The organism is Paraburkholderia sp. GAS32 (assembly GCF_050434225.1).
GTDB lineage: Bacteria > Pseudomonadota > Gammaproteobacteria > Burkholderiales > Burkholderiaceae > Paraburkholderia > Paraburkholderia madseniana.
Genome location: NZ_JBNPVS010000012.1, coordinates 187,489 through 200,595, shown reverse-complemented (window position 1 = coordinate 200,595; position 13,107 = coordinate 187,489). Strand labels below are relative to the sequence as shown.

10 protein-coding genes are annotated in these 13,107 nt (G+C 63.3%); 9 read left to right on the top strand and 1 reads right to left on the bottom strand.

What is annotated here, in order from left to right:
• The first annotated feature begins 102 nt into the window (after nt 1-102).
• The 9 genes from P3T25_RS17310 (at nt 103) to P3T25_RS17270 (ending at nt 12,547) form a co-directional block, all read left to right on the top strand.
• The gene (locus P3T25_RS17310) at nt 103-1,089 is read left to right on the top strand and encodes a helix-turn-helix domain-containing protein (protein WP_171926960.1); all 987 of its coding nucleotides are present in this window, start codon (nt 103-105) and stop codon (nt 1,087-1,089) included.
• A 102-nt stretch (nt 1,090-1,191) separates the two neighbouring features.
• A complete protein-coding gene (locus P3T25_RS17305) occupies nt 1,192-2,781 on the top strand; it encodes a sugar phosphate nucleotidyltransferase (RefSeq protein ID WP_429358490.1) in 1,590 nt (529 codons plus the stop codon).
• Between the two features lie 56 nt (nt 2,782-2,837).
• Nucleotides 2,838-4,223 carry an undecaprenyl-phosphate glucose phosphotransferase gene (locus P3T25_RS17300; RefSeq protein WP_171926919.1) on the top strand — a complete coding sequence of 462 codons (1,386 nt, stop codon included), beginning with the start codon at nt 2,838-2,840 and terminating at the stop codon, nt 4,221-4,223.
• Nucleotides 4,224-4,296: 73 nt separating this feature from the next.
• Nucleotides 4,297-5,436 (top strand): polysaccharide biosynthesis/export family protein, encoded by a 1,140-nt coding sequence (locus P3T25_RS17295; RefSeq protein ID WP_171926920.1) that lies wholly within the window; start codon nt 4,297-4,299, stop codon nt 5,434-5,436.
• A 49-nt stretch (nt 5,437-5,485) separates the two neighbouring features.
• Nucleotides 5,486-7,720 carry a polysaccharide biosynthesis tyrosine autokinase gene (locus P3T25_RS17290; protein ID WP_154559515.1) on the top strand — a complete coding sequence of 745 codons (2,235 nt, stop codon included), beginning with the start codon at nt 5,486-5,488 and terminating at the stop codon, nt 7,718-7,720.
• 80 nt (nt 7,721-7,800) lie between these two features.
• Nucleotides 7,801-8,919 (top strand): GDP-mannose 4,6-dehydratase, encoded by a 1,119-nt coding sequence (gene gmd, locus P3T25_RS17285; protein ID WP_266260694.1) that lies wholly within the window; start codon nt 7,801-7,803, stop codon nt 8,917-8,919.
• Nucleotides 8,920-8,924: 5 nt separating this feature from the next.
• Complete coding sequence (locus tag P3T25_RS17280) at nt 8,925-9,884, top strand: GDP-L-fucose synthase family protein (RefSeq protein WP_154559513.1); 960 nt, start codon at nt 8,925-8,927, stop codon at nt 9,882-9,884.
• 112 nt (nt 9,885-9,996) lie between these two features.
• Complete coding sequence (locus tag P3T25_RS17275) at nt 9,997-11,139, top strand: glycosyltransferase family 4 protein (protein ID WP_429358489.1); 1,143 nt, start codon at nt 9,997-9,999, stop codon at nt 11,137-11,139.
• A 55-nt stretch (nt 11,140-11,194) separates the two neighbouring features.
• Complete coding sequence (locus P3T25_RS17270; protein WP_429358488.1) at nt 11,195-12,547, top strand: glycosyltransferase WbuB; 1,353 nt, start codon at nt 11,195-11,197, stop codon at nt 12,545-12,547.
• A 31-nt stretch (nt 12,548-12,578) separates the two neighbouring features.
• Here P3T25_RS17270 and P3T25_RS17265 read toward each other — a convergent pair whose 3' ends face one another.
• On the bottom strand, nt 12,579-13,076 hold the full coding sequence (locus P3T25_RS17265; RefSeq protein ID WP_171926925.1) for a hypothetical protein: 498 nt from the start codon (nt 13,074-13,076) through the stop codon (nt 12,579-12,581).
• Nucleotides 13,077-13,107 lie beyond the last annotated feature (31 nt).

Genomic DNA, 13,107 nt, shown 5'->3' with positions numbered 1-13,107 from the left:
AAATGCTTGATTGGGGATGACTATGATGCACTGCACAGAACATTCGTCTGTGTAGGCGTTCAAGGTTGAAAAGTAGATCCGTATTCTGTTGAGAGGATGACTATGACCTGCGCGAGTCTCGAGTCTGCAATGCTGCGCTGGGTGCACGCACCGAACAAAGGTATGCGTCGCATCGCAATCCTGATGTTCAACGACTGCTCGCTGCAGGGCGCGGGCGTGGTTGCCGAGGTGTTTCAGGCTGCCAACGAACTGGCATCGTCCGGCTCGGGTGGCTGGTTGTATGACGTTTCCTTCCTGTCGGCCGACGGCGGCATGGTGACCTCGTCATCGGCACTGCGGGTCTGGACCGACGGGCTCGACGCGCGGCATTACGGCGGCTTCGACGCGTTGTATGTAGCCGGTGGCAAAGGCGCTTTCGCCGCAGCCGGCGACGAGCGGCTGATCGCCTGGTTACGGCGCGTGCGCCGCAACACCGGCATGATCCGGCCGATCGCGGAAGGGCGCGCGCTGCTCGAGGCAGCGTATGTGCCGGACATCAAGGAAAGCGGCGAATTGCATCAGCCGCAGTCGATGTCTTCGCGCCAGACCGAACAGAACGGCGATGCGGGTGACCGGCTTGAATCGATGAGAAGCGCGCTCGCCATGATCAAGCGCGATCTCGGCGGTGCGACCGCCCGCACGGTGGCCGAGCGTCTGCTTGCCGATTCGTGCTCGAACCTCGCACCGCTGCTTGGTGAAGACGGCGGTTTGAGCCCCGGCGACAAAGTGCGCGCGGCGGCCCGCTGGCTGCAAGAGAATTGCCAGCAATCGATTTCGATTGCCGATGCGGCTCAGTTCGCCGCGATGAGCGAGCGCAACTTCCTGCGCCGCTTCAAGATGGAAATGGGCATCACGCCCTCGAGTTTCCTGTTGCATGAGCGCCTTGCGGTGACCTGCAGCCTGCTGACCGAGTCGGAATTGCCGGTGGACAAGATTGCCCGGCGTACCGGCATGGGTAACGGTGACCGCCTCGCGAAGGTCTTCCGCAAGCGGATGAGGATTTCCCCGACTGAGTTCCGGATTCAAAGCCGCCGCATGGTCGGCGGATAGCGCGCGCCGCGAACCGCGCTGAGCGCGCCCAACACGCAGTCGTTTCGTACCGTGCTTCGGTAAGTATTTCCTTGATCTCAAAGAATTATAAGGATTCCGAATATGTTGACTAAGGGATTTGTGAGCGCTGCGTCGGCGAACCCGGACGGCGCCAGTGCCGGGACCGCCGGTGCGCATTGCGCGCGCATCGTCCCGGTCATTCTTGCGGGTGGCTCGGGCACTCGGCTGTGGCCGGTGTCGCGCGAAAACTATCCGAAGCAACTGATCGACGTGGTCGGTTCCGACTCGCTGCTGCAGGCGACCGCGCGGCGTATGGACGGCTTTCCCGCCGGCTGGAACGTGGACGTGTCGCCGATCATCGTGTGCGGCGAAGAACACCGGTTTGTGATCTCCGAGCAGCTTCTGGAAAACGGCGTGGACGCGCGTCTGATCGTCGAGCCTGCGCGGCGCGATACGGCGCCGGCGTTGACGCTCGCCGCGTCGCTCGCGTGCGCGGACGGCAACGACGCGATTCTCATCGTGATGCCGGCCGACCATTCGATTGCGGATGTGCCTGCGTTGCAAGGCGCGCTGGAACGTGCGGCCAGGTACGCGGAACGGGGCTCGATCGCCACGCTGGGCGTGCCGCCCACGCGCCCCGATACGGGCTTCGGCTATATCCGCATCGGCGCGGAATTGCCCGACGGCGGTCATGCGATCGACGGCTTTGTCGAGAAGCCCGCCGAGGAAATTGCCGCGCAGTACGTCGCTGCGGGCACGTATTGGTGGAACGCCGGGATCTTCGTCGTGCGGGCACGTGTGTGGCTCGATACGCTGAAACGTCTGCAGCCCGAGATGCACGCGGCCTGCGAACGCGCATTCGCGAACGGCCGCACCGAAGGCGCGTATTTCCGTCCGCTGGTGGACGCTTTCCTGAGTTCGCCCGCTGACTCGATCGACTATGCCGTGATGGAGCGTCTCACTGACGTGGACGATGCGAGTGACGCGAGCGTCACGGATGAAACGGCCGCGACCCACGTCACCGACCCGCAGGAGTCCGGCGCGAATCCATCCGGCGTCGTCGTGCGGCTCGATGCGGGCTGGTCGGATCTCGGTTCCTGGGACGCCGTCTGGGCCGCGATGGATAAGGACGCCAACGGCAACGCCGGGCGCGGCCGCGTGACGTTCGAAGGCGCGGTGTCGAGTTATGCCCATTCCGAAGGACGGCTCGTCGCCTGTGTCGGCACGACCAATGTCGTGGTCGTCGAAACGGCCGACGCCGTGCTGGTGGTCGACCGCTCGCACGTGCAGGACGTCAAGGGCCTGGTGTCGCGCATCAAGGCGCAACACGCACCCGAGGCCGATGCGCATCGCAAGGTGCGCCGCCCGTGGGGTTTCTACGATTCCATCGACCACGGCGAACGCTTCCAGGTGAAGCGCATCGTCGTCACGCCGGGCGCGAAACTTTCGCTGCAACTGCATCACCACCGTGCCGAACACTGGGTCGTCGTGCGCGGCACGGCGCTCGTCACGCGCGGCGAAGAGCAGTTCCTGCTGAGCGAAAACGAATCGACCTACATTCCGCTCGGTACACGTCACCGGCTCGAAAACCCGGGGAAAGTACCGCTCGAAATCATTGAAATCCAGTCAGGCACCTATCTCGGTGAAGACGACATTGTGAGGTTCAACGACAACTACGGCCGCTGCTCCTAACAGCGCCCCGGAATCATGTGCGGAAAAGAACGAACGGCAAGAACGAGGTAAGCAAAATGCGCAAGTTTCAGGATTTGCTCGCGCGAGTTTTCGATGTCGCGTTGGTACTAGTGGGTGCGGCGGTGGCGTCGCAGATTCGCTTTGATTACCTCGCTCAATCCGGGTTCTATTGGGCGCTCGTGATGTTTTCCGCCGCCTTTGCGCTGGCCATCTTTCCAGCGTTCGGTGTGTATGAATCATGGCGCGGCCGCTCCAAGCTCTCGCTGGCCGGGCAGGTGTCGCTCGCCTGGTTGATGGTGCAGGGCAGTGCGCTGGTGCTGATGTATTCGCTGCACCGCATCGACTTCGTCTCGCGGCTGTGGTTCTCGTATTGGACCGCGGTGACGGGCGGCCTGCTGATCGCTTACCGGCTGATCACGCATGCGGTGCTGGCGCGTGCGCGCAGTGCCGGTCTGAATCTGCATCAGGTCGCGATCGTCGGCAGCGGCTCGCAGTGCGACGCGATCATCCGCAGGATCGATTCGGCGCCCGGCACAGGCTTTCGCGCGACGGCCGTCTACAACACGCGCCCTGACGTGTCTGCTGTGACCAGCACGCGGGTTCCTGTCTGCGAGACGGTGGATGCGCTTGCCGACTACATTCGCACCAACGACGTGCACGAGCTTTGGCTGATGTTGTCGCTCGCCGAAGAGCCGCTGATCTGCAAACTGATCAGCGAGTTTCGCGACGATCTGGTGAATATCCGCTTCATGCCGGACGTACGCAGCATTGCATTGTTCGATGGCAGCGGCGTGATCGATCTGCTCGGCGTGCCGGCGATCAACCTGGTCGCCTCGCCGCTGTCGGCCAGTTCGATGCTGAAGAAAGAAATCTTCGACCGCCTGTTCGCCGCCACGGCGTTGATCGGCCTCGCGCCGATCCTGCTCGGCATTGCGATCGCGGTGAAGCTCTCGTCGCGCGGCCCGGTTCTCTTCAAGCAGAAGCGTAAAGGCGCGGACGGCCGTGTATTCACGATCTACAAATTCCGCTCGATGCGACTGCATCACGAGCCGAAGGGCACGCTCAAACAGGCGACGCGCGACGATCCGCGCGTTACGCGCGTCGGCGCATTTCTGCGCCGCACGAGCCTCGACGAACTGCCGCAATTCTTCAACGTGTTGCGTGGCGACATGTCGGTCGTCGGACCGCGTCCCCATGCACTCGAGCACGACGACCTCTATCAGAAAGTGGTTGCCGGCTACATCAATCGCTATCGGATCAAGCCGGGCATTACAGGCTGGGCGCAGATCAACGGCTTTCGTGGCGAAACCGACCGCATCGAGAAGATGGAGCGTCGCGTCGAACATGACCTGTACTACCTGGGGCATTGGTCGTTCGCACTCGACATGCGGATTATCGGCGCGACGATCGTTGCCGGACTGGCGCATCGAAACGCCTACTGAGTACTAAGTAGTTAACAAGCACGCTGGGCTCTACCTCCCCCGAGGACAGTCCCTGGCGCAAGGAGGAAACACCATGAGCTCGCTTGGCATACGCACGGGAAGTCTCGTGATTTTCACAGTTACAGCACTGCTTTCCGGATGCGGAATCGTACCGGGTCAACAGATGATTACCCCAGCCGCGGTTCAGGACACGGGTGGGGACTACAGCACGGAAGCATCGCAGCAACAGCAGATTCCGATTACCGATATCAACCTCGCGCTGCTGCGCAAGATGAACACGACGCGGACGTCCGCGACGCTGCCGCCGGAGACGACCGCGCTGTTCGGCAAACCGACCGCATACAAGGTCGGCCCGGGCGACGTGCTGCAGATCGTTGTGTGGGATCACCCGGAACTCGCCGCCGCGCTGGGCCAGCCCGCGCAGAACGCGAAAACGACGGATGCCGCGCCCGGTTTTCTGATCGACGAAAACGGCGACGTGCAGTTTCCGTATGCGGGCACGGTGCACGTGGCCGGCAAAGACGTCGGGGCGATCCAGAAGGAGCTGCACAAGCGCCTGAGCAACGTGTATCAGAAGCCTGAGGTGACGGTGCGGGTGGCCTCGTTCCGGAACGCGCAGGTCTATGTCGACGGTGAAGTACGCACCCCTGGCGCGCAGTCGGTCACGGACATTCCGTTGTCGTTGACGAGCGTGATCAACCAGGGCGGCGGCTTCAGCGCAAATGCGGATCGCAGCCGCGTTGAGCTGATCCGCAACGGCGTGACGTACCCGCTCAACGTGGACGACCTGATCAAGCGCGGCCGCAATCCGTCGGACATCTACCTCCAGGCCGGCGACATCGTGCGGGTGGCTTCGCGCGAAGACAGCGGCGTGTATGTGATGGGCGAGGTCAACAAGCCGGCGACCATCCTGCCGATGCGTAACGGCACGCTGACGCTTTCGCAGGCCATTTCCGACAGCGGCAGCTTCGACTCGAACACGGCGGCGGCCAGACAGTTGTTCGTGATCCGCAATTCGACCAGCGAAGCACCGCAGGTCTACCACCTCGATGCGACCTCGCCGGTGTCCATGATCCTCGCCAATCAGTTCGAGCTTCAACCGAAGGACGTCGTGTATGTCGGTCAAGGCGGACTGGTCCGCTTCAACCGTGTGCTGAACCTGCTGCTGCCGGCGATCAATGCGGCTGTAACGGGTGCTGTTCTTGCGAAATAACAACCGTGCAACGTGACCTTGAACCGCCGGGCTTTGTTGGGTGAACAAAATGGCAATTAATTTCGAAAACCGCTATACCGACGTGTCCGGACCGGACGAGCTGCACCTGTCGGACTATCTGCGCACGATCGTGAGAGGTTGGCGCACGATCGTGACGGTGACGCTGATCGCACTCGCGCTGGGGTGCGCGTATGCGTTCCTTGCGCCGCCGACGTATCGCGCGGATGTGCTGTTCCACGTCGAGGACAAGACGGCCAACGCCAACGCGAACGGCAAGGATTCCTTGCCGCCGCTCACCGGCATGTTCGACACCAAGCCCTCGACGGCGGCGGAGATCGAGTTGCTGAAGTCGCGTCTCGTCACCGAGGAAACGGTCAAGAACCTGCACCTCGACATTTCAGCTTCGCCGCGTTATCTGCCGTTTATCGGCGGGATGATCGCGGGCCTGGTGAACGGACATTGGGGCTTCAAGTTGCCTTCTTTCATCAACCTGTCGGGCTTCGCATGGGGTAACGAGAGCATTGCCGTGTCGCGCTTTGACACGTCGAAGGACTTTTACGACACGTCCTTCACGCTGATTGCCGGCGATGGGGGTTCGTACGTGCTGCGCGACAAGAACGGTATCGCGATTCTCTCCGGCCGCGTCGGCGAGACCGTGGAAACCGACACCGCCGACGGCCCGATCGCGTTGCGTGTCGACAAACTGGTCGGCGAGCCTGGCGCGCGTTTCGAACTGCAGCGCGCCTCGACGCTGGGCACCGTGGACCGTTTGCAAAAGGCGCTCGTGGTGGCCGAAACCACGCTGCAGTCCGGTGTGATTCGCACGAGCCTCGAAGGCGGCGACCCCGCGCTGACCGCGGCGATCGTCAACAGCATGGCGCGCGAATTCGTGCGTCAGGACGTGGAAAGCCGTTCGACCGAAGCGGAGCACATGCTGGCCTTCCTCGACCAGCAACTGCCCGGCTTGCGCAAGGAACTCGACGACGCCGAGCAACGCTACAACAAATTCCGCAACGCGCACGGCACGGTCGATCTCGGTGAAGAAAGCCGCCTGTTGCTCCAACAGGTCGTGGACAACAAGACGAAGCTGCTCGATCTGCAACAGCAACGCGCGGAGATGTCGCAGCGCTTCACGGCGAATCACCCGGCGGTAGCCGCGCTCGATGCACAGATCGCGGCGTTGCAGGGCGCGGCAGCCACCATGAATCGCAGCGTGGCTGTGATGCCGGATACCGAGCAGACCGCGTTGCGCCTGCTGCGCGACGTGCACGTCGATACGGAGCTCTATACCAATCTGTTGAACAGCGCGCAGCAACTCCGGGTGGCGAAAGCCGGCCAGGTGGGCAACGTGCGGGTGGTGGACTTCGCCGAAACGCCTGACGAGCCGGTGCGCCCGAAGCGCGTGCTGGCGATCCTGATCTCGCTCGGCGGCGGCTTGCTGATCGGCATCATGCTGACCTTCTTCAAGCGCGCGATGTACGGCGGCGTGGAACGTCCGGACGAACTCGAAGCGGTGCTCGGCGTGCCGGTGTTCGCGATCGTGCCGCGCAGCCAGACGCAGCTGCGTTTGCAGGAAAACGTCATGCTGCGCCGGCGCGGGCTGCATGTGCTGGCGCAGCAGGCGCCGGAAGACATCGCCGTGGAAGGCGTGCGCAATCTGCGGACCTCGTTGCAGTTGTCGCTCGATCACGCCGAGAACAACGTCGTGATGATCACGGGTTCGCGGCCCGACACCGGCAAGTCGTTCCTGTCGGTGAATCTGGCGGCGCTGGTGGCGTCGGCGAACAAGCGGGTGCTGATTATCGACGGCGACATGCGGCGCGGCGACGTCCATTCGCATTTCGGCATCGCCCATCAGCCGGGGCTCTCGGACGTGCTGAGCGGTGGCGATCTCGCGTCGATGGTCCAGCGCGACGTGCTGCCCGGACTCGACGTGCTCGCCAAGGGCACGCTGCCCTCGCATCCGTCTGAATTGCTGATGAGCAAGCGTTTCCAAACGATGCTCGACGAGTTGAAGTCGCACTACGACATCGTGATCGTCGACACACCGCCGGTGCTTGCCGTGACCGACTCGACGGTGATCGGCAAGTACGCCGGCACGACGCTGCTGGTGGTGCGCCACGGCCGCCATCCGCTGAACGAGATTGCCGAGACGGCCAAGCGGCTGCTCAACGGCGGCGTATCGCTCAAAGGCGTGCTGTTGACCGACGTGCCTCAGGAAGGGGCATTCCTCGGTTCGGGCTATCAAGGCGGTTATTACGGATACGACAGCATCGCGGGTTGAGATGGCGGCTCCATGACGGGGCCGGCCATTCGATCGTGGTGTTGCACTGGGATCTCAAAGTTCAACGAGGGGAGGGGTTCATGAAACGCAAGGTCGCGCTGATCACCGGCATTACTGGACAGGACGGGTCGTATCTCGCCGAGCTGCTGCTCGCCAAGGGTTACGACGTACACGGCATCAAACGCAGGTCATCGCTGTTCAATACGGACCGGATCGATCATCTCTATCGAGACCCGCACGACCCGGACCAGCGACTCTTCCTGCATCACGCCGACCTGACCGACTCGACCAGCATTCTGCGCGTGATTCAGCGTGTGGAACCCGATGAGATCTACAACCTCGCGGCGCAGAGCCACGTGGCGGTTTCGTTCGAGGAACCGGAATACACCGCTAACGCGGACGGCCTCGGCGCGTTGCGGATTCTCGAAGCGATCCGCATTCTGGGGCTTCAGCACAAGACGCGTTTCTATCAGGCCTCGACCTCGGAACTGTACGGCCTCGTGCAACAGGTGCCGCAGTCCGAGACCACGCCGTTCTATCCGCGCAGCCCGTATGCGGTCGCCAAGCTGTTTGCGTACTGGACCACGGTCAATTACCGCGAGGCGTATGGGCTCTATGCCTGCAACGGGATTCTGTTCAATCACGAATCGCCTGTGCGTGGCGAGACCTTCGTGACGCGCAAGATCACGCGCGCGGTGGCGCGCATCGCGGTGGGCATGCAGAAGATTTTGTATCTCGGCAATCTGTCGGCGTTGCGCGACTGGGGCCATGCGCGCGACTACGTCGAGATGCAATGGCGCATGCTGCAACAGGAACAGCCGGAGGATTACGTCATCGCCACCGGCGTGCAGTACAGCGTGCGCGAGTTCGTTCAGCATGCCGCCGCTGAATTAGGCGTCACGGTGCGTTTCGAAGGCACCGGTGTGGATGAAGTCGGCATCGTAGAAAAGGTGGAAGGGCGCGAAATCAAGATGTCGCCCGGCGATGTGATCGTGCGTGTCGATCCGCGCTACTTCCGGCCTGCCGAAGTCGAGACGCTGCTGGGCGATCCGTCGAAAGCCCATGCGCAGCTCGGCTGGAAGCCGACTACGCCGTTCAGCGCGCTCGTCAAGGAAATGGTGCGCTCGGACTATCAGATTGCGAGACGTGACGCGCTTGTCACGCTGGCCGGTTTCACGGCGCTGGAACATCACGAGTAACGGCGATGAACAAACAAGCACGCATCTTCGTGGCGGGCCACCGTGGTATGGTCGGCTCCGCGCTGGTCCGGCGGCTCAATGCCGAGGGCTATCAAAACGTCGTCACACGTTCGAGGGCGGAACTCGACCTCACGGATCAGACTGCCGTGAACGGCTTCTTCGAGCGGGAAAAGATCGACGTGGTACTGCTCGCGGCCGCGCGCGTGGGCGGCATTCTCGCCAATGCGTCGCAGCCGGGCGAGTTCATCTATGAAAATCTGGTGATCGAAACCAACGTGATTCACGCCGCGTATCGCGCGCAGGTGGAGCGGCTGGTGTTCTTCGGTTCGTCGTGCATTTATCCGAAGCAATGTCCGCAGCCGATCCGCGAGGAGTATCTGTTGACCTCGCCGCTCGAGCCAACCAACGACGCCTACGCGATCGCGAAGATCGCCGGCCTCAAGCTGTGCGAGGCGTACAACCGCGAATACAACACGCAGTACGTCTCGTTGATGCCGACCAACCTGTACGGCCCCAACGACAACTACGACCTGAACAGCAGCCATGTTTTGCCGGCTCTGCTCAGGAAGGCGCACGAAGCGAAGGTGGACGGCTCCGCGACCTTGACGGTGTGGGGCTCGGGCACGCCACGCCGCGAGTTTCTGCACGTCGACGATCTCGCCGCGGCGACGCTCTTCGTGCTCGAACACAACGTGACAGAAGGCCTGTTCAACGTCGGGGTGGGTGAAGACCTGTCGATTCGCGAACTGGCCGAATGTATCTGCAAGGTGGCCGGCTTCGAGGGTGAGCTCGTGTTCGACGCGTCCAAACCCGACGGCACGCCGCGCAAGCTGCTGGACGTCTCGCGGCTCGCGCAAATGGGTTGGCACGCGACCATCGGCCTCGAAGAGGGCATCACGTCCACGTATCGGGAATTCGTTGAATTACACGCCGGCTCGACCGCCGCCGCCGTCATGCACGTTTAGGCGCGCATTGAAGGGCTGCTGGGCGCGATTCCGGCAATGAGGGAGCGCGTGGAGCGTTCGCACGAATAGCGTGCAACGCACACAGGGACGATTTTCGAGGAGTGGCATAAAAATGACTGCGTCAGTCACGATCTTCCACAACGTCGTATGGTCGCGTCACAAGGGTGTCGTGTTCTCCGCCTTGCATAACATCTCGGCATCCGGCGCGATTCGCTACTCGATGGTGCAGATTGCGGATACGGAGCACGACCGTATTGGTTTTTCGGACGTCGACTATTCGTACCATCGCTATCCGATGCACAAGCTGTTCGACGGTTGCTACGAAGATGTGCCGACGTTGAAGATGATCGCGCGGCTCACCTGGGAAGTGTTGCGGACCAAGTCGGATCTGATCGTCCTGCCGGGTTACCACCGTCCGGAATACTGGGCGATGCTGGCGGCGTGCATCGTGACCGGCAAGCGGCGCGCGGTGTTCTGCGATTCGACCGCGCGCGACCGGCCCAAAAAACTGCTGACGTCGATTCCGAAGCGTGTGTTCTTTTCGCTCTGCGACGGCTATTTCGGTTTCGGTGAACGTAGCCGCGAGTATCTGGAGTCACTCGGCGCGAAGCGCGACAAGATTTTCGTGCCGTGCCAGGCCGCGGCAATGCCTGGATCGTTTGCGCCGGAGCGCGCGCTGGTCGAGCGGGTTGCGGCGCGCGCCGGCAATCCGCCGGTGTTTCTGTACGTGGGCCGTCTCTCGGAAGAGAAGGGCATCGGCACGCTGATCGAGGCGTTCGCCGGCTTGAGGCGCCGCATTCCGGCGGCGAAGTTGCGCATTGTCGGCACGGGACCGATGGCGGACGCGCTGCACGCGAAGGTGGCCGATCTCGAACTGGGCGACGCGGTAGCTTTCGCCGGCAGTTTGCAGGACGAGCCGCTCACCCGGGAATACTACGGCGCGACCTGCATGGTGTTGCCCAGCTATAGCGAGCCGTGGGGACTCGTTGTCAACGAGGCGCTCGCGCATGGTTGCCCGGCGGTGGTCAGCGAGAGTTGCGGTTGTGTGCCGGAACTGGTGATCGATGGCGTGAGCGGCTATGCATTCACGGCGGGCGATGTCGCCGGACTGCAGCGCACGATGCTCAAGGCGATGGAGGCATTCGCCGACGCCGGCGGCACGGCGCGCCGCTGCATGGATGTGATTCGCCGTTTCGATCCGCCTTCTGCCGCCGCCAATATCGCGCGTGGCTGCGCCATGATGCTGAGCGACTGAGGCGCCTCCCGGCCCCGCCGCCCATGCGAAGCTCTAACCCGTCCTGGCAGCCACAATGAAGATTCTGATCTACGGCATCAATTACGCGCCTGAACTGACGGGGGTGGGTAAGTACACCGCGGAAATGGCTGTGCTTCTGGCCAGACGCGGCCACGAGGTTCGCGTGGTGTGCGCGCCGCCTTATTACCCTGAGTGGCGCGTGGCGGCGAACTATGTGTCATGGCGGTATCAGCGCGAAACGCGCGACGGTGTGACGATCTGGCGCGCGCCGCTGTGGGTGCCGGCGCGCCCGAGCGGGCTGAAGCGGATGCTGCATCTGGCGAGCTTCGCGGCGAGTTCGTTGCCGCTGCTCGCCCGGCAGGTGCTATGGCGCCCCGATGCCGCGATGCTGATCGCGCCGACCCTGATGTGTGCGCCCGCTACGCTGGCGCTCGCGCGTCTTGCGGGCGCGAGTGCGTGGCTGCATATTCAGGACTTCGAGGTCGATGCCGCTTTCGATCTGGGTCTTCTGAAAAGCTCGCTCGCAGCGCGCGTGGCGCGCTGGATCGAAAGCACACTGCTGCGCCGCTTCGATACCGTATCGTCGATTACGCCGCAGATGGGTCTGCGCGCGGCGGTCAAGGGCGTCGAGCCTTCGCGGGTCGTGTGCCTGCCGAACTGGGTCGACGTGTCGACCATCTTTCCGCTGACGCGCGCGAGCGACTACCGGCGCCTGTTGGGCATTCCGCCCGGCCAGAAGGTGGTGCTGTACTCGGGCAACATGGGCGCGAAACAGGGCATCGAAACGCTCGCCGATGCGGCGGCATCGCTCGCCGCACGTACCGACCTCACCTTCGTTTTCTGCGGCAGCGGCGCGGCGAAAGAGAGTTTGCTCCAGCGCTGCGCAGGATTGACGAACTGCGTGTTCATTCCGCTGCAACCCATGGAACGTCTGAACGAACTGCTCAATCTCGCCGACATTCATGTCCTGCCGCAACGCGGCGATGCGGCGGATCTGGTGATGCCCTCGAAGCTCACCGGCATGTTCGCAAGCGGGCGCGCGGTGGTGGCCATGGCGCGGCGCGGCACGGGTCTCTACGACGCGGTGGCACCGCGCGGCGTGATCGTGCCGCCGGATAACGTCAAGGCTTTGGCGGCGGCGATCACGGTACTGGCAAGAGATCCCGAACGCCGTGCGGCGCTGGGTAAGGCGGCCCGCAATTATGCGGAGCGCGCGCTATCGCCGGAGTCGACGATCGGCACGTTCGAAGCGCGGCTCGCGACGCTGGTTCATGGCGCGCGTGGTTCACGTGGCTTAAGTGGCGCGCATGCAAATGGGGAGACGCCGTATTTCGGTGTTCCGAGGTCTTCAACCTCCCCGACCCGGCGGCGCAAGCCGGCTACAACGGAGGAAGCCGCGCCGGATTGATCCGGTACGCGGCCATCTCATGAATGCGATATCACCACGGGGATTTGTAGACGGCGTGCTTGCCCGCATCGAACGGATCGGCGTAAGTGGTTTTCGCGGCGCCATCGGGCATCAGACGGGCGGCCGCGTTCGGACCGCCTGGCTGACCGGCCGCGCGCACCTTGCCGTTGCCGGCGGCCTGCGCCTTGTTGGGCTGCTTGCGCACGGCAGGCTGCGCTCCGCCCAGCACCGTCATGCGTTGTTCGTCGAGCAGGGCCGCCTGCTGGGCGTCGGCGGTATTGCCTTGCTGCGCGTCTGGCGAGCCGTAGTCGCGTGGGGCGCCGAGCAACTGCGCTTCGCTGTTGCGATGCGCCGCACCCGGGTTGGCGCGCGCTGCGGGGGCGGGGGTGCCGTAGCTGGTCGCAGCCGTAGCGGCAAGGGCCGGCGCAGCGGGCGCGGGCGCTGCTGCGTTCTGCGCGAGCGCCGGTACGGCATAGGTCGCGATGGCGAGAACCAGCGGGGGTGTTATGTGCCGAAACGAGATGGTCATCGCATGCCCCAGGAAGATGCGGTCGCAATAG